Source organism: Streptomyces beihaiensis, from assembly GCF_026274175.1.
GTDB lineage: Bacteria > Actinomycetota > Actinomycetes > Streptomycetales > Streptomycetaceae > Streptomyces > Streptomyces beihaiensis.
On sequence record NZ_JAPHNL010000024.1, the window covers coordinates 1 to 22,261 of the forward strand.

Consider the following 22,261-nt stretch of genomic DNA (forward strand, 5'->3'; position numbering starts at 1 on the left):
GGCTGCTGGCCGGGCGGGTGCTCCAGGAAGAGGCGCGGCGCATCGGCCGCCCGCTCGGCGTGGTGTGCGCGGTCGCCTCGGCGGCGTACGCGGCGGGCGCGCTGTACGGCGCGGCCACGCCGGACCTCGGGCCACTGACGGCCCTCGGCTCCCTCCTTGTGGCGGGCTGCGCCGTGGCGACCCTGGCCACGGCGGCCGTGGAGGCACGTCAGGCCCGCAGGCACACCGTGACCGCCCTGCTGCGCCTCGGCGCGCCCGCGACGATGCTGCGCGGCGCCGCGGCCCTGCGCGCGGGCGCCCTGCTGGCCGTATTCGGACCGCTGACCTGGGTCGTCGCCGAACTTTCGGCGGTTCCGCTGATCCGGCGATGAGTTTCGCGGGGTGCGCGGGTCTCCACCCACGTACGACATGACACCACCGCACGGAGAAAGCGCAGGACATCAGATGTTCCAGCAGATGATCTTCCCGAACCTGGCCGTGAGCGACCTCGAAGCGGCCAAGAAGTTCTTCACCGACCTCGGCTACTCGATCAACCCGCAGTTCTCCGACGACACCGCGGCCTCCGTGGTCATCAGCGAGCACATCGTGATCATGCTGCTCACCAAGGAGAAGTACGCGAGCTTCACGAAGAAGACCATCGTCGACTCGCGCACCGACAGTGAGGTGATGCTCGCGCTGAACGCCGAGAGCCGGGAGAAGGTCGACGAGCTCGTCGAGAAGGCGATCGCCGCGGGCGGTTCCGAGACCGGCGAGAAGCAGGACCACGGCTTCATGTACGGGCGCGCCTTCGACGACCTGGACGGCCACACCTTCGAGGTGCTCTGGATGGACCCGGCGGCCGTCCAGGGCTGAGCGGGAGGGCCGGGTCCGGCCGGCGCGCGAGACGCGGCTGCCTAGCATGGCCGGGTGCAGCCGACACCGTCTTCACCCACACCCCAGCAGCCGCCTCGCCCACCCGAGTCCGGGCTCGAATCCGAGTCCGGGTCCGGGTCCGGGTCCGGGTCCGGGTCCGGGCTGGAGCCTGCCCTGCCCGCCACGTCCTTCGACCGGGAGATCGGGACGCTCGCCGAGTTCGACGCGGTGCTCGCCGAGCGCGGCACGCTCGCCGGGCACCGGGTGCAGGCCGTGGACCTGACGGGCCGTACGAGCGCGCTGCTCACCGCCGACGTCTCGGGCGCCGTCTTCCTGGGCTGCCCGATGGAACCCCGGGCGGGGGCGCGGGTCAGGGCGGCCGGGGCCCTGGTCTTCCCGCCGGTCCCGGGGCTGCCGTTCGACCCGTACCGGGCTCACCTCTACGCGCCCGACGAACTCTTCGCGGGACTCGCCGGCGAAGGCGGGTACGAGGCGACTCCCGACGCCCGCGCCTACGCGTGGTTCCGGCGCACCAAGGCCGACGGGGACGTGTTCGCCTCGATGCTGCGAGCCGTGCACGACGACTCCGTCTCGGACGCACTCGACGAACTCCTCGCCGGCGCAAGGGTAGTGGGTGTCATGGGCGGGCACGCCATGGGCCGCGGCACCGACGCGTACGCCGGTGCGGCCCGGCTCGGCCGCTGCCTCGCGCGGGCCGGTTTCACGGTCGCCACGGGCGGCGGCCCCGGAGCCATGGAGGCCGCCAACCTCGGCGCGTACGCGGCGCCGCACGACGACAAGATGCTCGCCGCGGCGCTGCAACTCCTGGCCAGGACAGCGACGTTCACGCCGTCGGTCACCGCGTGGGCGCGCGCCGCGTTCGAGGTCCGCGAACGGTTCCCGGACGGCGGCACCTCCGTCGGCATCCCCACCTGGTTCTACGGTCACGAGCCGCCGAACGCGTTCGCCTCGCACCTCGCCAAGTACTTCGCCAACGCCACGCGCGAGGACGGCCTGCTCGCCCGTTCCGGCGCCGGTGTCGTCTTCCTGCCCGGCGCGGCGGGCACGGTGCAGGAGATCTTCGACAACGCCACGCCCAACTATTACGAGTCGCGCGGCGAGCCGACCCCGATGGTCCTGGTCGACGAGGCGCACTGGACGCGGCACCTGCCTGCCTGGCCGCTGCTGCGGGCACTGGCGCGCGACCGCGCCATGAAGGGGCGTATCGCCCTCGTCGAGTCGGTGGACGACGCGGCCGGAGCGCTGGAAGCGATGGGCTGAGAGCAGGTCCGACGGAAACGGGCGCTGGACGGAGACGAGCGCTGGACGGAGACGAGCGCTGGACGGAAACGGCCCCGACGTGGAAACGAACTCGATGGGGAAACGGACTCGGGGCTGAAACGAAACCGGAGTTGAAACGGACCCGGAGTTGAAACGCACGCCGGGTCAAGGTCCGGTCAAGTCTCCCTGCGTGGGCCTGGTTTGGCCCGGTAGCGTATTGACGCTGCGTCGCCGTCCCTTATAGACGTGAGGTGACCGTGGGGGACTTGAGGTGAAAGTGTCCGGGGGTGTTTCCGCGCGGCCGCCTCGCTCCTCCTCCGCAGGTGCTTCGCGCCTGACTCCCGCAAAGGACGATCACCGACCGTGTCCCGAACCCCTCACACCATTCCGCGCGCCCTGCGCATCGCAGGAACCACCGGCGCCGCGGCGGCCCTGATCTTCGGCGTCGCCGGTTCCGCCTCCGCCTGCACCATCGGCGAGTTCACCGCCGCCGCGACATGCACCGGCGGCAAGGGCGCCATCACCGTCACCGACAAGGACGCCTCAGGCACCCAGGCCACCGTCTCCGTCTACCGCGCGTCGGGCGGCGCCGAGAAGCTGGTCGGCACCAAGGAGGTCACGGGCTCCCTCAAGGGCGTCACCGTGTCGTTCGCCGAGGACTGGCAGCCGAACACGACGTACCGCGTGCACGTCAAGGCCGGTACCTATGTCGACCAGGACATCAAGCCCGTCCTGACCACGCCCGCCAAGGGCTGCGCCACCGCGACGCCGAGCCCCTCCACCAGCGGGACGCCGTCCGGCACCCCTAGCCCGAGCGCGTCGGCACCGTCGGCCACCGCGACCCCGAGCGCCTCCGCGTCGCACTCCAGCGCCGCGTCGCACTCCAGCGCCGCGTCGCCGGTTCCCTCCGCGCCCAACTCGGCCTCTCCCGCCGGAGGTTCGAACCTGGCCGAGACCGGAGCCGACTCCCACACCCCGGTGATCGCGGGCATCGCCGCGGCTCTCGTCGTCGCGGGCGGCGCCGTGGTGTTCGCGCTGCGTCGCCGTGGTGCGTCGCAGAAGTAGCGAGCCGGTGTACGAAAGGGGCGCTCGGTCGTCACGGCCGACCGCCCCTTTTTCGTGTCGCCCGAGGCGACGACGATCCGGCGAGGTCACGCGAAAGCGGACCGCTCCAGCCAGAAGTCGATCAGCTCGCGGTCGCCGAGCACCTCGACGCGGCCACCGTCGGTGAGCGGCTCGCGGCGCAGGAGGGTGAGCAGCACATCGGTGAGCGGGCCCCGCAACGCGGCGTCGGCCTTCTCATGGGCACGGCTCCATGCGATGCCGTCGTCGCCCAGCTCGATCAGCCACTCGGCGGCGATCTCCGGGGCCGTGTCGGTGGCGTGCAGGTGGAGGGTGCGGCCGCCCGCCTTCAGCTGCGCGATGTCCTCCTTGATGCCGGCGTCCTGGAAGAAGCGGACGATGCGCAGCCACTCGTCGAGCGCGTCGGCGGCGACCTCGGGGGCCGCCTCGTACGCGGCGCCCACGGTGAGCGCGGCGTCGGCACGGTGGATCAGCGTCTCGTGGGTCATGCGGCGGGCCCAGAACCCGGAGTGCGACTCCCAGCCCCAGCTCCAGCAGGCGAGGCCGGGACCGGCCTCGCGCAACACGTCCACCAGCAGCCGTGCGCCCTCGGCGAGCCAGGCGTCCAGGGCGGCCGGGTCGCCGTCCCTGACCGGTTCGACGGCACTGAGGATCTCTCGCAGGGAGACCCGTTCGGTGGCCCTCGTCCGCACGATCGTCTCCACCCAGCGGTGCGCGCCGCCGACATGCGCGGCAAGGTCACGCAGCGTCCAGTCGGGGCAGGTGGGCACGGCCATGCCGAGGTCGGCACCGGTCAGGTGGGATCTCAACAGGTCGGTCTGGGCGATGATTTCGTCACAGTAGCGGTCGTGCGAGAGGCGTCCGGGGGCGTGGCGCATGTCGTCGTCGGTCATGTGTACGAGCCTAGGGTCTGCCCGACGGGTCAGGACGGGATTCGGTCGCACGCGTGCGACCGGCGCTGCCGAGCGGGGTCCGGCCTACTCCGCTCTCCCCCGGCTCTCACGGGCCCGGGGAAGCTCAGGCCCGCGATGCGGGCCGGTCCCGGCGGCGCAGCAGACGGACCTTGACGATCCGCCGCCCGGTGCGGGTCGGGGTCCGCCGTGGGCTGGGGCGGGGGCGGCTGAGGCGGTCGGTCATGCCCGCCTCGCCGTGCTGCCGGTAGCGGTCGGCCCACCGCTTGGCGGTGCTCGCGGAGACCTGGAAGCGTTCCGCGGCCCGCCGCGGGGCCAGTCGTCGTCCACCACGCAGCGGGCCAGGCGCAGGCGTCCAGTCTCGGTCAGCGGTGCGTAACGGTCAGGCATGAGGGCCTTTCTGGTCGCCGGTGCAGATCTCGCAATCCGCACCGAGCCAGAAGGCCCTCACTCATTTCGAGATCGGTCAACCGTGAGCCCTGTCACCGTCCACAACCTCCCGGGACAGAACACCTATGGCGCCAGGTCCCCGCCCAACACCACGATTTCCGCCGGGTCGAAGGTGACACCCACCTCGGCTCCCGGCTCCGGGGCCTCGCGCAGGGCGCACGCCGCCTCGATACCGGGGCTGTCACCGCGGGGCCGCAGGTGCAGGGCGACGTGGGTGCCGCGGAAGGTGCGGGCGGTGACGGTGCAGGTCAGCGCGGCGTCGGACGGGTCGGCAAGGCGTACGCCCGCGGGCCGTACGAGGAGGTGGCGCGCGCCTCCCGCGGGGGCCGCGCCCTGCCGGGGCCCGGCGGGGAGCCGGAGCCTGCCCCAGGGCGTGTCGGCGGTGTCCCCGGCAGCGGCCACCTTCGCCTCGACCACGTTGTCGAAGCCGAGGAAACGGGCCACGAAGGCGTCCGCCGGGTGCTGCCACACTTCGAGCGGGGTGCCGGACTGGGCGATCCGGCCGTCCCGCATCACCACGACCCGGTCGGCCAGGGCGAACGCCTCGCCCTGGTCGTGCGTGACCGCGAGTACGGTGGTCCCCAACTCGCCGAAGAGTTGCCGCAGTTCGACCACCAGGCGTTCACGCAGGGAGCGGTCGAGCTGACCGAGCGGCTCGTCGAGCATCAGCAGCCGGGGGCGCGGTGCCAGGGCGCGGGCGAGCGCCACGCGCTGCTGCTCGCCGCCGGAGAGCGCGGAGACGGCGCGGCGCTCGGCGCCGGGCAGGCCGACGAGTGCCAGCAACTCCCGTACGTGTTCGGCCTGTTCGCGTCGGTCGACGCCGCGCACACGCAGGCCGAAGGCGACGTTGCCGCCGACGTCACGCTGCGGGAAGAGCTGGTGGTCCTGGAACATCAGGCCGACGCCGCGCCGGTGTGCCGGCACCCCACGCTGGTCGTGACCGTCGAGCGAGATCCGGCCGCCGTCCAGGTGCTGAAGCCCGGCGACGGCACGCAGCAGCGTCGACTTGCCGCTGCCGCTGGGCCCGAGCACGCAGACGATCTCGTGCCGGGCGACCTCCAGGTCGACGGCGTCGAGCGCCGCGCGACCGCCGAACCGTACGGTCGCGTCGTCCAGCCTGAGCAGCGCCGAAGCGCCGTCGGCCGGGGCCGGGCCCCGGGCCGGAGCACGGGCCGGGGCGGGCGGGCCTTGGACCTTCTTCAGCTCGGTCATGGGACTCCTCAGAACTCCCCTGTCGAGGCCTTGGCGGGCCGCAAGCGTTCAAGGACCAGCAGTGCGACCGCGCAGACGATCATGAGGACCGTCGAAAGGGCCATCGCCTGCCCGTAGTTGAGGTCACCGGCCCGCCCGAGCAGCCGCGCCACCGCCACCGGCAGCGTGGGCCGGTCGGGCCGCGCGATGAACACGGTCGCGCCGAACTCGCCGAGCGACACGGCGAACGCGAACCCCGCCGCGATCAGCATCGCCCGCCGCACCATCGGCAGGTCGACCTCCCGCCACACCCGCAGCGGCGACGCCCCGAGCACGGCCGCGGCCTCCCGCAGCCGCCCGTCGACGGCCCGCAGCACCGGCAGCATGGTCCGCACCACGAACGGCACTCCGACCAGCGCCTGCGCCAGCGGCACCAGAATCCAGGAGCTGCGCAGGTCGAGCGGCGGCTTGTCCAGGGTGATCAGGAAGCCGAAGCCGACGGTCACGGCGGAGACGCCGAGCGGCAGCATCAGCAGCGCGTCGAGCCCGCGCACGAGCCGCCCGGCGGAGGTGGTCCCCCCGGTCGAGTCCGTTCGGGGCCGGGGGAGGGTGAGCGCGGCGGCGGCGAGCGAGCCGATGACGAGCGCGATGGCGGTGGCGGCGAACGCGTACCGCAGCGAGTTCCCGATCGCGTCGATCGGCGGCACGAGGAAGGTCCCGCCGTCGGCCGAGGTCAGCGCCCTGTAGTACGCGAACCCGTACCCGCCGGGGGTGTCGAGAGAACGGGCCACGAGCACGCCGAGCGGAAGCAGAAGGAGCAGGCCGATCGTGGCGAGAACACCGGCCAGGAGCCCCCACTGCCCCGCGCCGCGCGGCCTGCGCGCGGTGTGCGCGGCGTCGACGAGCCGCAGCGCGCTCTCCCGCCGCCGCACGGTCCGGGCGTGCACGGCGAGGATCAGCCCGACGGCGGCGAACTGGACGATGGTCAAGGCGGCGGCGGTGGACAGGTCGAAGATCTGCGCGGTCTGCCGGTAGATCTCGACTTCGAGGGTCGAGTAGCCGGGGCCGCCGAGAATCTGCACGACACCGAACGAGGTGAAGGTGAACAGGAACACCATCAGCGCGGCCGCGGCGACGGCCGGGCCGAGCGCGGGCAGCGTGACCTTCCGCCAGGCGGCGAACCGCGAGGCACCGAGCATCCGGGCGGCCTCCTCCTGGCGCGGGTCGAGCTGCGCCCACAGACCGCCGACCGTGCGCACCACGACGGCGTAGTTGAAGAAGACGTGCGCGATCAGGATCGCCCACACCGTGGTGTCGAGCCGCACGCCCCACAGCTGGTCGAGCAGCCCGCCCTGCCCGAGCAGCGCGAGGAACGCGGTGCCCGCGACGACGGTCGGCAGCACGAACGGCACCGTCACCACGGCCCGCAGCACCTGCTTGCCGGGGAAGTCGAGGCGGGCGAAGACGTACGCGCCCGGCAGTGCGACCAGCAGCGTCAGCGCGGTCGAGGCGAGCGCCTGCCACACGGTGAACCACAGCACGTGCCGGACGTCCGGCTGGCCGAGCACGTCGAGGATCCGTCCGGCCCGCCGGCCTCCGTCGCCGTACAGGCCGCGCCGGACGATCGCGACGACGGGGTAGGCGAAGAACACGCCGAAGAACGCGACGGGCCCGGCCATGAGGACGAGCCGCGCCGCGCCGCCCCGGCGACTTGCGTCGGCCGGGGCACTCTTCACGGGACCTACTTCAGGACGATCGAGGACCACGACTTGACCCAGTCGTCACGGTTGTCGGCGATCTTGCGTGGGCTCATCGTCTCGGGGTGGGCCACCTTCACCTCGTACTTGGTGTAGTCGGCGGGCGGGGTGGCGTTCTCGGTCACCGGGTCCACGAACATGTTCAGCGGCATGTCCTGCTGGAACTCCTTGGTGAGCAGGAAGTCGATGAAGGACTTGGCGCCCTTCACGTTCTTCGCGCCGTGCAGCACCCCGGCGAACTCGATCTGCCGGAAGCACGTCCCCGTGGAGACGCCGACCGGCGACGTCTCGGGCTCGGGCTTGGTGTAGATGGCCTCGGCGGGCGGCGAGGAGGCGTAGGAGACGACGAGCGGGCGCCGACCGCCGGCCTTCTTGCCCGCGGAGCTGCCGGAGAACTCCTTGTTGTATGCCTGCTCCCAGCCGTCGACGACCTTCACACCGTTGGCCTTGAGCTTCTTCCAGTAGCTCTGCCAGCCGTTGTCACCGTACTGGGCGGCGCTGCCGAGCAGGAACCCGAGGCCGGGCGACGACGTGGAGGCGTTCTCGGTGACGAGGAGGTTCTTGTACGCGGGCTTGGTCAGGTCGGCGAACGACGTCGGCGGCGTCAGCTTGTGGTCGGCGAAGTACTTCTTGTCGTAGTTGACGCAGATGGAGCCGGAGTCGATGGGCGTGACCCGGTGCTTGGCGGCGTCGAGCTGGTACCTCGCGGGGACCTGGTCCAGGCCCTTGGCCCGGTACGGCGTGAACAGGCCGTTGTCGAGGGCCCGGGAGAGCAGGGTGTTGTCGACGCCGAAGAAGACGTCGCCCTGCGGGTTGTCCTTGGTCAGGATCGCCTTGTTGACGGCCTCGCCCGCGTCGCCGTCCTTGAGGACCCTCACCTTGTACCCGGACGTCTTCTCGAAGTCCTTGAGCACCTTGTCGGAGACGGCCCACGAGTCGTGGCTGACGAGGGTGACGGTCTTGGACCCGCCGCCGTCGGCGCTGCCACTGCCCGAGCCGCCCGAGGACGACCCGCACGCGGACAGCGCCACCATTCCGAGGCCGGTGGCCACGGCCACGGCGGCGTATGTCTTCTTGCTCGTGTTCTTCACGTTGCTCACGTTGCTCACGTGAAATTCCTCCTGGAGTGACCAGGAGAAGACGCGGCCCCGCCCGGGGCCCCGAAGGGCCGCCGGGCAGGGCGCAACAGCTTGAGTGGTGACCGAACTTCCTACCCAGAATGACCTGGGCGAGGTTCAGAGGGTCTGCGGCCCGGTGGTTCCCTTTCGGACTCCCGGCGGCCGCACTCTCAGCGCTGTGGCGCTCCCCTGTCGGAATATGCGGATGTGTGTACGGGGTCAGGCTACCGTGCTACCGCTCGGTGGCGGCGAGCTGTCCACAGGCTCCGTCGATCTCCTGGCCACGGGTGTCCCGGATCGTCACCGGTACGCCGTGCGCGGCGATGGCCTCGACGAACGCCTTCTCGTCCTCGGGCCGCGAGGCGGTCCACTGGGAGCCGGGCGTCGGGTTGAGCGGGATGAGGTTGACGTGCACGGGCTTGCCCTTGAGCAGCCGCCCGAGCCGGTCACCGCGCCATGCCTGGTCGTTGATGTCACGGATGAGCGCGTACTCGATGGACAGCCGACGCCCCGACTTCGCGGCGTACTCGAACCCGGCGTCGAGCACCTCGCGCACCTTCCACCGCGTGTTCACGGGGACGAGGGTGTCGCGCAGCTCGTCGTCGGGCGCGTGCAGCGAGATGGCGAGCCGGCACTTGAAGCCCTCGTCGGAGAACCGGTTGATGGCGGGCACGAGCCCGACGGTCGACACGGTGATGCCGCGCTGCGAGAGCCCGAGCCCGTCCGGCTCGGGGTCGGTGAGCGCGCGGATGGCCCCGACGACCCGCTTGTAGTTCGCGAGCGGCTCTCCCATCCCCATGAACACGATGTTGCTGAGCCGTGCGGGTCCGCCCGGGATCTCGCCGTCCCGCAGCGCCCGCATCCCGTCGACGATCTGGTGCACGATCTCGCCGGTCGACAGGTTCCGGTCGAGTCCGGCCTGCCCGGTGGCGCAGAACGGACAGTTCATGCCGCACCCGGCCTGCGACGAGATGCACATGGTGACCCGGTCCGGGTAGCGCATGAGCACGGACTCGACGAGCGTGCCGTCGAACAGCCGCCACAGGGTCTTGCGGGTGGTGTCGTTGTCGGTCGACAGGTGGCGGACGACCGTCATCAGCTCGGGGAAGAGCGCCTCGCGCAGCTTCTCCCGCGATCCGGCCGGGATGTCGGTCCACTCGGCCGGGTCGTGCGCGAACCGCGCGAAGTAGTGCTGCGAGAGCTGCTTGGCGCGAAACGGCTTCTCCCCGACGGCGGCGACCGCCTCCTTCCGCTCGGCGGGCGAGAGGTCGGCGAGGTGCCGCGGGGGCTTCTTGGCTCCGCGCGGGGCGACAAAGGTGAGTTCTCCGGGCTTAGGCATAGCTTTACCAGTGTCGCAGATGAATGGGCGTGACCTGGAGCCGTCGTCCTGGACACCTGTCACTGACGGTCGCCGCTGGTCACTGCTGAGCGGCCTCGGACGGCCCAGAGACGGCCCAGAGCTTGCAGCTGCCCCATGGTCTGACCAGCGGGCATCCCTTCTGAACCGCTACTCGAGCAGAATCTCCTCGGGCCGCCGGTTCGTGACCGCGGTCTCACGCTGGGCGAGTGTGTACTCGATACAGGCTTCCAGGTCTCCCCCGTGATCGTCCCGGGCCATGCCCCTGAGCTCCCGAGCCAGGTCCAGCCCATTGATCAACACGATGGGGTACTGATCTTCGATCATCTCCGTCTGCGCAGGTACGGAGTACGCCCCGGTCGTGACGTACACCCCGATCCAGCCGCGGCGGAGGCGGGCCACCACACGAGCGATCTGCTCCGCGGTGACCAAATTATCGAGCTTGACGCACTTGGCCTGCCCGAGAACGACAAGGCTGGTCCCCGCCAGCCCGCTGCCGATGTCGAGCCGGCCTACGAAGTCCGCTCCCCCATCGCCTGACCTGCGAGTCAGCCAGCCTTCAACGTAGCTGTTACCAGCTCCGCGCAGTACGCGTGCTGCGACCGCAGAGGCCACAGCCTCGAAGTCGTGCTTCCGCCCGTCGAAATACTTGTAGATCAGCTCCAGGTCCTTGGCCTCAGGGGAGCCCGGCTTAGGTCGCTGCTCGGGCACCTTGGTGACCTTGGCCCGAGCCACCCGCCGGCGGAGCCTGGGCAGGGCCGAGTGCCCATGCTTGACCCACTCGCGCCAAGCCTGAGGGGCGAGCTCAAGCGTCTGCGCGTCGGCCACGTTCTTGTCCCGCCGGGCGTCGATCCACGCCCAGTCAACCTTGTCGTCCTCAGCAGTGAGATCGATAAGGGCGATGTCATAGACGTAGTTCGTGAACGTCGTGTGGTCGGCGCCGCCCCACTGCACGAGCCGCTCAGCCCGCTCGATCACCCCCAGCCCGCAGAACTCGACGTGCCCCTTGACCTTGCCGCTCCGTGAGACCGCGCGGAACAAGAGCAGCGGAACGGCGCTGGCTCGCTCCGCGGGGGTGCGCCCCTGGTGCCCCGTGAACGCGTCGAGCAGAGCTGCGTTGCCCGTGGTCTTGCCGGGCGCCACGGTGGTGGTCGCCTTGTGATCGCCGAAGTAGCGGACGTGCCCGTTGTCCATGTCGAACACGTCGTGCCACGGCGTCTGCTCGGAGCCAGCCTTCCAGGGACTCGACCGGATGAGGATCACGGGCCGGCGCTCACCGCCCGCCGTCCGAACCTTGGCCATACCGTTGATCCCTGCCTCTAGCAGGGCTCGCACGCGTTCCGGCGAGTGAGTCACGTGATGGAAGTTGGGGAACCCCTCGATCGTTGGCGGCTTCGGATCCTTCCCCGTCGCGTAGCGAAAGACCTGACCCACACGCAACTGACCACCCACGTGAACCCCCGTATCAGAACCAGCTTGACGATCTCCACGACTGTAACGGCCCGCACTGACAGTGGCTGTCTCTCGGGCTCTGAGCTTGGGAAGCTCGGTTTTTGTAAGGGGAGTTGGGCGCCTGAGCTGCGGGGGAGCGCCGCCCTAACAGCTCTACGACACGGCCGGCCTACTGCCCACCGTTCCCCGTGGGTCCCCGTCCAACCTGGCACGTGTCTGGCACGGGCAACTGCCGGGGTCCGGTGGGGACTACTCAGGACGCCGATCGTGCGTCACGCGTGCGACCACCCCGCGAGCCGCCTCTTACTCCCACTGGTTTGGCTTCCGCCTGGGGCGCCCCCGGGCGCCGGTTGTCGGGACAGGATGGCAGTACAGTGCTACGGCGCCGAGCTCGGCGGCTTTGTCAGCCGACGGCTTCGTCCCGAAGTAACTTGAATGGGTGCGCTGCCTTGGGCTCGTAAGCCTCTTACCCGTGCTGATGGTCCGTAGGTGTCCGCGCTCGTTCGCCACTGTTCGTCGGCGCTGTCACGCAGTTAGACACTCACCACGGCGCCGACGCCAACGACCAAGGCTTCCCTGCCACTCAGTGGTCACCGCATAGTGCAAGGGTGAAACTAGCGATCACCATCCTGACTGTAGCCAGCGGCGCACTGCCGGCGCTTGGCGTCTGGCTGCTGTGGCGGCGGATTGACGGCCGACGAGATCACCTCAGGCGGAAACTCCGAAGGTACGAAGAGATCATGGGAGATCCTGAACTCTCAGAGGAAGAGCGTAGGACCAGGCTGGAACGGGAGGCACCCAGCGAGAGCACGATCGGGGACCTTCTGCACATCCGAGAGCGGATCGAGCTTGTAGGTCTTGAGCAGTCCCCAGACTTCACAGCTCCCGCCGTCCTCGCTTCCATCGGCCTGATATGCGCGACTATCGCGGGTCTGCTGTCGACGTGGTTTGACTGACGTCGCGCGCGTCCACAGCAAGCCCAGCTGTCCTTCCACGGCCCAGGACGGCCCGCGAGGCGCTCGTGCGTGATCACCGTTTTAGGAGCGAGGTTGGGTGATTAGGTGTATGACCTGCGGATTCCATGCCTTGGGCGGAGTCTGGCTGCGCACACCCCTGCTTATCTCGATTCCCCGTGAGCCCCCGTCCGTTCTGGCACGAGAGTGGCACGCCTAGGGGGCCGTGCCATCACTGGGCTCCGCCCGGTTGTTGTGGCGTCGTTCACCCTGCCCTTGCGGTCGCTGGCAGTAAGTCAGGGGCGCGGACTGCCGTTGAGGGACGCGGTCTGTCTCTTCGGTCTCCGCTTATTCGGCTTCGGATTTTTCGGTTCCTCTTTCCAACCGAGGCGCTGGGGCCCGCTGTCAAGGATCTTGGTGATGATCTGCTTCCGTACCTCGTCCTGATGCTGCTCACCCAGTTTGCCCGCGATGCGCTCGGCGGCCAGGTGGTAGCCGTTCAACACCGGCTGGTCGAAGTAGCGGTTCAGCTGCCCGATCGATTCCTTGTACAGGGTTAGATAGGTTCGGTTGAGGTAGCCGGACAGGAGTGTGCTGAGTGTGGCGAGACCGCCGATGAACCAGCGGACCTGCTCGAACGGCACCCAAGCTCCTGCTACGGCTGCGCCGACCAGGAGGAGCATGCCCAAGCTCATCGCGATACGAGACGACTTGAAAGATTTGTCGGCCTGGCCGGTGACGATGCGGTGGTAGGTATCAATCTGTTCCTGGTTCAACTGCATGAGCGTTGCCAGTTCGCTGGCCTGCTTCAGCTTCTCCATCGCCTGCGTGTGGAGTTCCCGTTCTTCTTTGAGGCGTTGGGCGAACGTGACGTTCTGGTTCTGCATATAGGTGCGGCGAGCGATGAACCAGGGGATCGACGCGGCCACGATCAGTAGTAGGGTGACGAGCCCGATGATTTCGAAGATGCGGATCGTGCCCGGCGAAAGGGAGGCCCCTTTCTGGTCGCCACCGAGCAACGGCGCCAATGCAGATAAGAGGGCGGCGACTGCCGCCGACGTGGCCATGGACAGAGAAAACCGACCTGACCGTGCCCTCGTGGAGGCGTGCACCGCTGCCTCCCTCCGGCGTAGGCGATCTGCGAGATCTTGTTCGCGTGCACGCGCGCGTCTGTATTCGCTTTGGAGAGAGGCCGTGCGAGCGGCGTCATCTGATGGTTTGCTATCTGGCATTTGTGCCCCCGGCGTGTATAAGGCGGCAGAGTAGCCCCTGGCCACTCCTGGCGACAGGAGCTCTTCACGTTCCGTACCCGGTTCGTTACCACGTCACCGACCGCCTGGACCGCAGCTCCTAGCCCAGTCCTCGTCCCACCACTCACCCTGCTCCCATCCCGTCCGCCGTCGACCCACACATCTGTGGAGCGGGCGTGGTTCAGGGGCGTCAAGGTGGAGCGCGCCACTGTACGAACGACCTTGACGCCCCTGGGCCGCGTCTGCTCGGCTTTGCCTGGGTCGACGGTGGACGGGATGGGAGCCCACTAGGCTCGCCACGATGCGCCCGCGGCCGGGAACGGCGCCCCCTCCCTACCCGGTGCCGGCCGATCCCCCGCCGGAGGCATCGTCTGTGACCGTGGGCCGAAGCCGTCGGGCGCTCGACTCATGACCTCCGGGCCTATCCACAGTGGGCGGGCGTCGGCGCAGCCGGGGCAGCGCGGGCCGAAGGCATGAGCGCAGCCCCGAGCGGAGCCGGAAAGCCCGCCCGGAGGAGCGGAGCGACGACGGGTGCTTGATGAAGTAGGGAAAGTTCCACCGCACGGGGCCCGGCGCTGCGGCTCCATCGGCCTGTCGGCTACCTGCCCTTTTGGGCTACGGTGCGGTTCATGCCCTCTTCACTGGACACGCCCCAAGGCGCGGCTCGGCTGGCTGAGTCGCTGTTGCCCCCGCTCGGGAACCGCTGGCTGCACACACAGGCCGTAGCGGCCCGTGCGCGTGCGGCTTCGACGGCTGTGTCTGAAGAGGACCGGGATCTACTCGTCGCCGCTGCGTGGCTGCACGACATCGGCTATGCGCCGGAGCTGCGGGCAACTGGGTTCCATCCGCTCGATGGTGCGCGTCACCTGGAGACTCTCGGTGCGCCGTCGCGACTCGTACGGCTGGTCGCTCACCACTCCGGCGCCGTGTATGAGGCTGAACAACGTGGCCTGTCGGCTGAGCTGGCCGTGTATGAGCGGGAGGACTCCCCGGTCCTGGACGCGTTGATCTACTCCGACATGACGACCGGGCCCGCCGGCCAGTCGTTCGACTTCGACGGGCGCATTGATGAGATCTTGGAGCGGTACGAGCCGGGTAGTGAAGTGCACACCGCGATCAGCAAAGCCCGCCCGTACCTCAGTGCCGCCGTTGAGCGGACGCGGGCACGCCTCAGCGATCAGCCAATGTAGGGCTCGGACCGGTCGGCCAAGCCGTGATCAATCCGCATCCGCATGGACGGATGGATGTTGAGCTGGTCGAGTCGGCTCGGGTGCACGAACGCCACCTCTTTGCTCTCGCTGCTGGTCCGTAGCTCACCGCCGGTGATCCGTGTGCGGAAGCAGATGGAGAACTGTTGGCGCACCTCGCCGTCGTCGTACGCCATGACGTGCGCGGGGTTGGTGTAGATGCCGACCAGACCCGTCACCTCGACGTCGAAGCCGGTCTCTTCCTTCGTCTCGCGTACGGCAGCGTCGGGTGCGGATTCGCCGACATCGACGCCGCCGCCGGGAACGGCCCACAGATCGTTGTCCGTCTTGTGGATCAAGAGGACTTCGCCCGCTTCGTTGAGCGCTACAGCAGTGACCGACGGCACGATGCTGTTCGCCTTCGGGGCGTTGGGGTCGTTGAAGTAGTCGACTCGGGCCATGCCTCAAGCGTCGCATGTCCGGCTGTCGAACGTGTCAGCCGGTCTCGCCTACGCGGGCCGACCGCGCTCCCAGGTGTAGTCAAAGCTCCGCATGTAGTGCCGGAACGTCCGGGCGCCGGGAAGGTACCGGAAGTGCAGAACCGGGTTCTGCCCCGCCGGGGCTCCGAGCACGTGAGGGTTCACCAACACGTCATCGTCGAACCGGTAGATCGAGTTGTAGAGGATCGTGTCGTGAAGCCGGACCTCGACGCCGGGCGTCGTCATGGCGGGTTCGAGGTAGCGCCGCGTGATCCGGGCTCGCGCGGCCAGGTCGCCGCCGATGCCCTCCTCTTCGCCCCGCTGCTGGACCATCGCCGACTCGGGGTCACCGAGCAGCACGCGAACCTGCGCCCCGGCCTTGGCCTTCTCAGCCAACTGATCCGGCAGGTCCGGGTGGCTGTCGAAGAGGAACAGCCCTGCGTACACGAGGATTTCGACTTGGCTCGTTGCCTTCTCGATCAGCGATGACCAGAGCGACGCCGGGACCGCGCCCCGGTGCGGGTAGTACGTGATCAGCTCGGACGTGCTCGCGGCCTCGGCTCGCTTCTCCACGGAGGGCCAGAGGTAGACCTCATCGGCTCCAAGGAAACTGGCTGCCTTCCAGCGGTGCCCACGGTGAGGTGTGCGGTTGGTCGTGATCCAGCGCTCCACGCTTTTCGGGTCGACGCCGACGTGTTGAGCCAAGGATTGGATGGTCTCGCCCTGTGCTGAAATCGCCGCGCGCAGACGCTCGTTCGCCATGACGTGCCCTCTCCTAGGACGTCTCAGGGACGTTTTGACGATAGCTCAGACGTCCCTAAACGTCCATACGGACCGTGATACGTCCACCACCTTCTGCGGTCTTCTGGTCTCACCGACGAACGGTCGGTTCCAAAACTCTCCGCGAGATCAGGAGAACAGACGATGCGTCAGATCCCCGTCGACACGAACGCCGCTCAGGTCATGGCCGCTGGGCCCGCTGAGCCGAAGGTCAACCGTCAGACCGGTGAGGTCCAGACGGACCGCGAGACCGGCGCGAAGCTCGTCACCGTGAACGTGATGTTCGCTCTGGAGGGCAACGCCCCGGAGATCCTCACCGTGACCGTCCCGGACACCGGCGTGACCGGTGAGCTGACCATGGGTACCCCGGTCGCGCTCACGGGTCTGGTTGCCCGGCCGTGGGAGAACGAGTTCAACGGTCAGAAGCGCAGCGGTATCGCCTTCCGTGCGGTCGCCGTCACCTCGCTCGCTGCCGGTGCCTCGAAGCCGAAGGCGGCCTGAGCCATGAACTGGCTGGCCGTGGTGCTGTTGCTGGTCGTCGCTGCTGCGGTTGTTCTGCGGTGGCGGCGCCCTGCCTGGTACTGGATGAGCTTCGGCGTCACGCTGGCCGTGGTGCGGGTCCTGTTCCGCTACGCCTCGGTCATGGACGCCTGCGGGCTCACCGTCCCGCCCCCGCGCTGGCGCCTGACGCTGGCCCGGCTGACGAACCGGCCGGTTCCCCGTCCTCGTGCCCCGCGCGTCCTGCGGGTGCGGCCGACCCGTACGGGCCTGGCGCTGAAGCTCAAGCTCCGGCCCGGTCAGGATGCCTTCGATGTGGCGGCCTCGTGTGACCGGCTGCGGCACTCGTTCGCGATGTACGGCGTCACCTCCCGCGAACTGCGCTCCGGCGTGGTGGAGGTGCGGATGACCGGCTACGACGTGCTCAAGCGGGTGCAGATGCCCGCCAAGACCGACACCCGCCCAATGCGGGTCCCAGTCGCCCTGCGCGAAGACGGAGCCGTGCACTACCGCGACTACCGAGCCGTCCCGCACGCGCTCACCATCGGCGCCACGGAGTCCGGCAAGTCCGTCTACCAGCGCAACCTGGTGGCCGGCCTGGCGCCGATGAACGTCGCGCTCGTCGGCATCGACTGCAAGCAAGGGGTCGAGCTGTTCCCGCTGGCCCGCCGGTTCTCCGCACTCGCCGACAACCCTGACACCGCCGCCGACCTCTTGGACGCGCTGGTGTCGTACATGGAGGACGTGTATCAGCTCATCCGTGCTGAGCAGCGGATCACGTCGGATGTGCCGGACGCGGAGATCGCCTCCGACATCTGGGACCTGCCCGCCGGCCTGCGGCCGGTGCCGGTCGTGGTCATGGTCGACGAGGTGGCCGAGCTGGCTCTGTTCGCGACCAAGGCGGAGGAGAAGCGGCGGGACCAGATCATCACCGCGCTCGCCCGCCTGGCCCAGCTCGGCCGTGCCGCCGGGATCTACCTGGAGGTCTGCGGGCAGCGCTTCGGCTCCGAGCTCGGTAAGGGCATCACTATGCTCCGCGCCCAGCTCACCGGCCGCACCGCCCACCGCGTCAACGACGAATCCTCCGCGAACATGGCCTTCGCCGACATCGCCCCGGACGCCGTCCTCGCCGCGATCCAGATCCCGACCGACATGCCCGGTGTCGCCATCACGGGCGATGCGACCGGCGGCTGGGCCCGTATCCGCGCCCCGCACACGTCCCTGCGGCAGGCCGTGAACACCTGCAACCGGTACGCCGACCTGACCCCGGACCTGCCTGCCCTGGCACCGTTCCGGCCCGTCCTCGGCATCCCCGCCCCCAAGGACGCTCCGGCCGTCGAGTCCATCCCGGCCACCGTCTGACCCTCACCGCACCACGGTCGGCGTGACCGCATCACGCCAGGTCCCTACCCGAGCCATGCCCGAACGAAGGAGATCACCCGCCATGTGCCCGCACTGCGACGACTACGCCCGCACCGTGGTGATGCTCGGCGACCTCGCCCTCTACGCCGACATGACCAGCGCGGACCAGCACTTCGTCGACGTCATCGGCCCGTCGCTCGCGGCTTCTCTGCCCGAGCCGCCGCCCGGCGTCTTCCCGGCCGGCTACGACCCGAACGAGGGCCCCGAGTACCCCGGTCAGGGGTGGTGACCATGCCCGCCGCGAAGAAACCCACACGCCGCAAGACCGCCCCGGCCAAGCCCGAACCCGCCAAGTGTCCGGCCTGCGACGGCACCGGAGAAGCGTCCCGCGCCGTCCGGGTCGGCGCCCGCAAAGGCCGCCTCACCGACCACCAGCAGACCGGACTCTGCCTCACCTGCTGGGGCACCGGCGAAGCCACCGACTGAAGCCGCCGTGACGGGGCGGCCGGACATCGATCCCCGCCCCGCCCCTGGCCCAACCCGTAAAGGGAGGTGACGACATGACCCGCTCGATCCGACCGGACGCCGTTCTCGTACAGGCCGTGATCGCCGGAGCCCTGTCCTTCGCCCACCTGCACGACCTTGCCTCGGCGGCCGGACAGTCCGGCTGGAAAGCCTGGGCCTACCCCGTCTCGGTCGACCTACTCCTTGTCGCCGCCTGGCGACGGCTTCGCACCGATGGCCCGTCCCGGCTGGCCTGGTGCTGGTTCCTCGTCGCCCTGGTCGCATCCCTCGGCGCCAACATCGCCACCGCCGGATTCCTCGACCTGAACCACCCGCCGGCCCTGCTCCGCCTCGGCATCGCCGGATGGCCCGCACTCGCCTTCCTCGGCGGCACCCTCCTCGCCCACTCCCCGAACCAATCCGCCAGGCATCAGGCGCCGGTTCCTCCGGCACCCACAGTCCCGGCCCCCGTACCCGACCCGGAGCCGGCCCCCGTCGTGGAGCCTGAATCGGCCCCGGCTCTGCCCGTCGCCGACCCGGAGCCTGCTCCGGCGGTGCCGGTGCCTGCCGCGTTGGTCGAGCACGCCCGCAAGGTCGCTGCCGACCACGAGGGCCGTACCGGCGCCCGCATCGACACCGACACCCTGCGCGCCCGCCTCGGCGTTCCCGCCCCGATGGCCGAAGCCATCGCCGCACAACTCGCCTGACAGATAAGGAGATCAGCTCATGCCTGCCCGCGACTTCTTCCACTCCGTGATGAGCATCGGCCCCGTCCAGCTCGGCACCCACCGTGACCGGCACGGCCGTACCAAGTACGCCGCCGTGTGCACCACCGATGACTGCGGCTGGTCCGCCGACTACTCCACGCAGTCCGCCGCCCAGCTCGCCGCCCGCACCCACCGCTGCAAGGTCCGCTAAGGAGGCCACTGTCATGCAGGTTCCGCTCTGGCTCGCTCTCCTCGTCGTCGGCTACCTCGGCGTCAAGCTCATGCGCCCGCCCGCCTGGCTCATCGCCGTACTCCTCCTCGGCGGCTTCCTCCTCGCCGACAGCGTCCTCGCCCCCGCAATCAACAGCCTCATCAAGTAGCGCAGCCCAGAAGGGAGATCACTCGTGTTCCGTCCCAAGGTCCCGACCATGCCCACCCCGACCGGCGTGACCACCCCACCCGCCGTCGCCGAGCCGACCACCATCGTCCCGAGCACCCCGGCCCCGCCGATCACACCGGTAACCCCGGCGCCCTCGCGGCCCACGGTCCAGCTCACACCCGGCACCGCGCTCGCCCTCGTCGGGGGCGGCACCGCTGTGGTCCTGGTCGTCGGCGCCGTCCTGGTCTCGCTCCTGCTTGCCGTCGCCGTCACCGGCGCCTCGGTCGCCTTCTGCGCGCTCGTCGTGCGCTCCCTGCTCGCCTCCGAGGCCAAGCGGCGCTGACCGGCCTCCGGGCGGCCTCCACTGCCAGGTTTCCGCCGCCCGGACGCCGTGCCCCTGCCCGAACCAACCGATCCGGAAGGAACCTCCATCATGACTCGTCCCACCGCCTCGACCGGCCGCAACGAGCGGATCTGCAAGAACTGCGACGGCTTCGCCTCCATCAAGGTCACCCTCGGCGGACGCGACCGCCACGGCCACCTGCGCACCATCACCGTCCACTGCACCACCTGCCACGGCACCGGCACCCGCACCCCGCGTCAGACCCGCGCCGGCCTGGAGGTCTCGGCATGAACCATCTCCGGGTCCTGGACCTGTTCTGCTGCGCTGGCGGCGCCGGTCGGGGCTACCAGCTCGCCGGCTTCGATGTCGACGGCTGCGACATCGCCGACCGGCCCCGCTACCCGTTCGCCTACCACCGAGGCGACGCGCTCGAATACCTCGCCCACCTCACCGCGACGGGCGAGATCGAGCGGTACGCGCTCGTGCACGCCTCCCCGCCCTGCCAAGCCGGCTGCGCACTGACCGTCGGCACGAACCAGTCGCAGGGATGGGGCGGAACTCACGCAGACCTCGTCACCGCCGCCCGTGAACTCCTCGACGCGACCGGCCTGCCGTACGTGCTGGAACAGCCCAACGGACGGGCCAGGATCCGCAAGGACGTGTCCCTGTGCGGCGAGATGTTCCACCTCGGCGTGATCCGCCACCGCAACTTCGAACTGGGCCGCTGGGCCACCGCCGCGCCGGTACACCCCAAACACCGGGGCCACGTACGCGGCTGGCGCCACGGCATCTACCGCGACGGTCCGTACGTCGCCGCGTACGGGAACGGCGGCGGCAAGGCCACCATCGCAGAGATGCAACAGGCGATGGGGATCACCTGGACCGGCGTCCACGAGGAACTGACCGAAGCCATCCCGCCCGCCTACACCGCATGGCTCGGCACCGCCTTCCTGACCGCTCGTCAGGAGGTGCTGGTATGAGCGACACCGCCACCATGACGGGCCTGGACCCGGCCACCCTCACCGACCTGCTGAGGGTGGCCGGGCAACCGGGCTTCGACCGCTGGCAGGACCAGATTCGCCGCACCGGCGGCTGCTCCAACCCCATCCACCTGCAAGGTTGGGTCCTGCACAAGGACAAGACGACCGGCGAAACCCTGCACCACTACACCACCGAGGGTGAACCCGGCGGCCGGCTCCGTGTCGCCTGCGGCAACCGGCGCGCCTCCCGCTGCCCGGCCTGCGCCTTCACCTACTCCGGCGACACCTACCACCTCATCCGTGCCGGACTCGCCGGCGACATCGACAAGGACGTCCCGGCCACCGTTCGCGATCACCCACGCGTCTTCGTCACCTTCACCGCCCCCTCGTTCGGTCCAGTCCACAACCGGCCCGACCGTGGCACCTGCCGGTGCGGCACCCGCCACACCGAGGACGATCCCGCCCTCGGTACGGCGCTCGATCCCGCGTCGTACGACTACGCGGGCGCCGTCCTCTTCAACAACCATGCCGGGGATCTGTGGATGCGCCTGGTCAACCGGCTCCGCCGCGAGATCGCCCAACGCGCCGGGCTCACACAGCGCGAACTCGCCGACGCCTGCCGCGTCTCCTACGGCAAGGTCGCCGAATTCCAAAAGCGCGGCGCCATCCACTTCCACGCCGTGATCCGCCTCGACGGCCCCGACGGCCCCGACTCCCCACCCCCGTCCTGGGCCGGCACCGACCTGCTCACCGACGCCATCCGCGCCGCCGCCGCACACGCCTACACGAGCGTCAGCGTCCCGACCGCCGGTGACCAACCGGCCCGGACCTTCCGCTGGGGCACACAGCTCGACATCCGCCCCGTGAAGGCGTTCGGCGACGGCTCCGACCTCACCGAACAAGCCGTCGCCTCCTACGTCGCCAAGTACGCGACCAAAGCAGCCGAGAACACGGGCACCCTGGACCGCCGGATCGGTGAACTCGCCGAACTCGACCGCCACGGCGTCCCGGACCATGCCCGCCGCCTGATCACCGCATGCCGCGACCTCGACAAGCTGTACCCCGAGCGGCGGCTGTGGGCCTGGGCTCACATGCTCGGCTTCCGCGGCCACTTCTCCTCCAAGTCCCGCCGCTACTCGACCACCCTCGGCGCCCTCCGCCAGGCACGCGCCGACTACCGCGCCGCCCAGGAACGCGAAGCCCTCGGCCTCGACGGCAACGAGCCGGACACCGTCCTCGTCCTCGCCGACTGGCAGTACGCCGGACACGGCCACACACCCGGCGAATCCGCCCTCGCCGCCGCCATCGCCCGCGACATCCAACTCAACCGCGAGACCGCCCGCGAAGCCCTGCACGACCAACTCACTCATGAAAGGGAGTGCTGACC

General features: G+C 69.7%; 25 protein-coding genes and 2 pseudogenes. 17 read left to right on the forward strand and 10 right to left on the reverse strand.

Translation table 11 applies throughout. The features are described from left to right. The 4 genes and pseudogenes from OFY01_RS03565 to OFY01_RS03580 form a co-directional block, all read left to right on the forward strand. Positions 1–371: pseudogene (locus tag OFY01_RS03565) on the forward strand (hypothetical protein); the annotation flags it as partial. Between the two features lie 73 nt (positions 372–444). After that, positions 445–852: a VOC family protein gene (locus OFY01_RS03570; RefSeq protein ID WP_266596197.1), complete on the forward strand. Its 408-nt coding sequence runs from the start codon at positions 445–447 to the stop codon at positions 850–852. Between the two features lie 162 nt (positions 853–1,014). Next, positions 1,015–2,133, forward strand: a complete 1,119-nt coding sequence (locus OFY01_RS03575) for an SLOG cluster 4 domain-containing protein (protein ID WP_266596301.1) — start codon at positions 1,015–1,017, stop codon at positions 2,131–2,133. Positions 2,134–2,496: 363 nt separating this feature from the next. Further along, positions 2,497–3,198: an LAETG motif-containing sortase-dependent surface protein gene (locus OFY01_RS03580; RefSeq protein WP_266596198.1), complete on the forward strand. Its 702-nt coding sequence runs from the start codon at positions 2,497–2,499 to the stop codon at positions 3,196–3,198. Positions 3,199–3,284: 86 nt separating this feature from the next. On the opposite strand, the gene OFY01_RS03585 is transcribed toward OFY01_RS03580, so the two are convergent. The 7 genes and pseudogenes from OFY01_RS03585 to OFY01_RS03615 form a co-directional block, all read right to left on the reverse strand. Further along, complete coding sequence (locus OFY01_RS03585; RefSeq protein ID WP_266596199.1) at positions 3,285–4,109, reverse strand: maleylpyruvate isomerase family mycothiol-dependent enzyme; 825 nt, start codon at positions 4,107–4,109, stop codon at positions 3,285–3,287. Between the two features lie 125 nt (positions 4,110–4,234). Further along, positions 4,235–4,517: pseudogene (locus OFY01_RS03590) on the reverse strand (helix-turn-helix domain-containing protein); the annotation flags it as partial. A 123-nt stretch (positions 4,518–4,640) separates the two neighbouring features. Then, on the reverse strand, positions 4,641–5,789 hold the full coding sequence (locus tag OFY01_RS03595; protein ID WP_266596200.1) for an ABC transporter ATP-binding protein: 1,149 nt from the start codon (positions 5,787–5,789) through the stop codon (positions 4,641–4,643). Positions 5,790–5,797: 8 nt separating this feature from the next. After that, positions 5,798–7,447 (reverse strand): ABC transporter permease, encoded by a 1,650-nt coding sequence (locus OFY01_RS03600; RefSeq protein WP_266596303.1) that lies wholly within the window; start codon positions 7,445–7,447, stop codon positions 5,798–5,800. A 62-nt stretch (positions 7,448–7,509) separates the two neighbouring features. Beyond that, on the reverse strand, positions 7,510–8,559 hold the full coding sequence (locus OFY01_RS03605; RefSeq protein WP_266596305.1) for a thiamine ABC transporter substrate-binding protein: 1,050 nt from the start codon (positions 8,557–8,559) through the stop codon (positions 7,510–7,512). 316 nt (positions 8,560–8,875) lie between these two features. Further along, positions 8,876–9,982: a 23S rRNA (adenine(2503)-C(2))-methyltransferase RlmN gene (rlmN, locus tag OFY01_RS03610; protein ID WP_266596201.1), complete on the reverse strand. Its 1,107-nt coding sequence runs from the start codon at positions 9,980–9,982 to the stop codon at positions 8,876–8,878. A 168-nt stretch (positions 9,983–10,150) separates the two neighbouring features. Continuing rightward, on the reverse strand, positions 10,151–11,452 hold the full coding sequence (locus tag OFY01_RS03615; RefSeq protein WP_266596202.1) for a restriction endonuclease: 1,302 nt from the start codon (positions 11,450–11,452) through the stop codon (positions 10,151–10,153). Between the two features lie 608 nt (positions 11,453–12,060). Between OFY01_RS03615 and OFY01_RS03620 the strand changes: the two genes are divergently transcribed. Then, positions 12,061–12,408: a hypothetical protein gene (locus tag OFY01_RS03620; protein ID WP_266596203.1), complete on the forward strand. Its 348-nt coding sequence runs from the start codon at positions 12,061–12,063 to the stop codon at positions 12,406–12,408. A gap of 293 nt (positions 12,409–12,701) precedes the next feature. On the opposite strand, the gene OFY01_RS03625 is transcribed toward OFY01_RS03620, so the two are convergent. After that, positions 12,702–13,472 (reverse strand): hypothetical protein, encoded by a 771-nt coding sequence (locus tag OFY01_RS03625; protein ID WP_266596204.1) that lies wholly within the window; start codon positions 13,470–13,472, stop codon positions 12,702–12,704. 812 nt (positions 13,473–14,284) lie between these two features. Between OFY01_RS03625 and OFY01_RS03630 the strand changes: the two genes are divergently transcribed. Further along, positions 14,285–14,845 carry an HD domain-containing protein gene (locus OFY01_RS03630; RefSeq protein ID WP_266596205.1) on the forward strand — a complete coding sequence of 187 codons (561 nt, stop codon included), beginning with the start codon at positions 14,285–14,287 and terminating at the stop codon, positions 14,843–14,845. Here OFY01_RS03630 and OFY01_RS03635 read toward each other — a convergent pair. Both OFY01_RS03635 and OFY01_RS03640 read right to left on the reverse strand, forming a co-directional pair. Next, positions 14,833–15,303, reverse strand: a complete 471-nt coding sequence (locus OFY01_RS03635; RefSeq protein WP_266596206.1) for an NUDIX hydrolase — start codon at positions 15,301–15,303, stop codon at positions 14,833–14,835. The two genes, OFY01_RS03630 and OFY01_RS03635, sit on opposite strands and share 13 nt — an antisense overlap. A gap of 48 nt (positions 15,304–15,351) precedes the next feature. Then, a complete protein-coding gene (locus tag OFY01_RS03640; RefSeq protein ID WP_266596207.1) occupies positions 15,352–16,083 on the reverse strand; it encodes an XRE family transcriptional regulator in 732 nt (243 codons plus the stop codon). 162 nt (positions 16,084–16,245) lie between these two features. Here OFY01_RS03640 and OFY01_RS03645 point away from each other — a divergent pair, with 162 nt between their 5' ends. The 11 genes from OFY01_RS03645 to repSA all read left to right on the forward strand — a co-directional run bounded on the left by OFY01_RS03645 (position 16,246) and on the right by repSA (position 22,259). Continuing rightward, the gene (locus tag OFY01_RS03645; RefSeq protein ID WP_266596208.1) at positions 16,246–16,602 is read left to right on the forward strand and encodes an SCO3933 family regulatory protein; all 357 of its coding nucleotides are present in this window, start codon (positions 16,246–16,248) and stop codon (positions 16,600–16,602) included. A gap of 3 nt (positions 16,603–16,605) precedes the next feature. Next, positions 16,606–17,961 (forward strand): FtsK/SpoIIIE domain-containing protein, encoded by a 1,356-nt coding sequence (locus tag OFY01_RS03650; RefSeq protein ID WP_266596209.1) that lies wholly within the window; start codon positions 16,606–16,608, stop codon positions 17,959–17,961. An 82-nt stretch (positions 17,962–18,043) separates the two neighbouring features. Continuing rightward, complete coding sequence (locus tag OFY01_RS03655) at positions 18,044–18,250, forward strand: hypothetical protein (protein ID WP_266596210.1); 207 nt, start codon at positions 18,044–18,046, stop codon at positions 18,248–18,250. Between the two features lie 2 nt (positions 18,251–18,252). Continuing rightward, the gene (locus tag OFY01_RS03660) at positions 18,253–18,447 is read left to right on the forward strand and encodes a hypothetical protein (protein WP_266596211.1); all 195 of its coding nucleotides are present in this window, start codon (positions 18,253–18,255) and stop codon (positions 18,445–18,447) included. A gap of 74 nt (positions 18,448–18,521) precedes the next feature. Continuing rightward, positions 18,522–19,172, forward strand: coding sequence for a DUF2637 domain-containing protein (locus OFY01_RS03665; protein WP_266596212.1), 651 nt, complete (start codon positions 18,522–18,524; stop codon positions 19,170–19,172). Between the two features lie 19 nt (positions 19,173–19,191). Further along, positions 19,192–19,383: a mobile element transfer protein gene (locus tag OFY01_RS03670; protein ID WP_266596213.1), complete on the forward strand. Its 192-nt coding sequence runs from the start codon at positions 19,192–19,194 to the stop codon at positions 19,381–19,383. Positions 19,384–19,396: 13 nt separating this feature from the next. Continuing rightward, positions 19,397–19,552: a hypothetical protein gene (locus OFY01_RS03675; RefSeq protein ID WP_266596214.1), complete on the forward strand. Its 156-nt coding sequence runs from the start codon at positions 19,397–19,399 to the stop codon at positions 19,550–19,552. A gap of 24 nt (positions 19,553–19,576) precedes the next feature. Further along, a complete protein-coding gene (locus OFY01_RS03680; RefSeq protein ID WP_266596215.1) occupies positions 19,577–19,894 on the forward strand; it encodes a SpdD-like protein in 318 nt (105 codons plus the stop codon). 90 nt (positions 19,895–19,984) lie between these two features. Beyond that, positions 19,985–20,185: a hypothetical protein gene (locus OFY01_RS03685; RefSeq protein WP_266596216.1), complete on the forward strand. Its 201-nt coding sequence runs from the start codon at positions 19,985–19,987 to the stop codon at positions 20,183–20,185. Further along, positions 20,182–20,874, forward strand: a complete 693-nt coding sequence (locus OFY01_RS03690) for a DNA cytosine methyltransferase (protein WP_266596217.1) — start codon at positions 20,182–20,184, stop codon at positions 20,872–20,874. Before OFY01_RS03685 ends, OFY01_RS03690 begins: the two co-directional genes overlap by 4 nt. Further along, positions 20,871–22,259, forward strand: a complete 1,389-nt coding sequence (gene repSA, locus OFY01_RS03695; protein ID WP_266596218.1) for a replication initiator protein RepSA — start codon at positions 20,871–20,873, stop codon at positions 22,257–22,259. The genes OFY01_RS03690 and repSA overlap by 4 nt, the downstream gene beginning before the upstream one ends. The last annotated feature ends 2 nt before the right edge of the window (positions 22,260–22,261 follow it).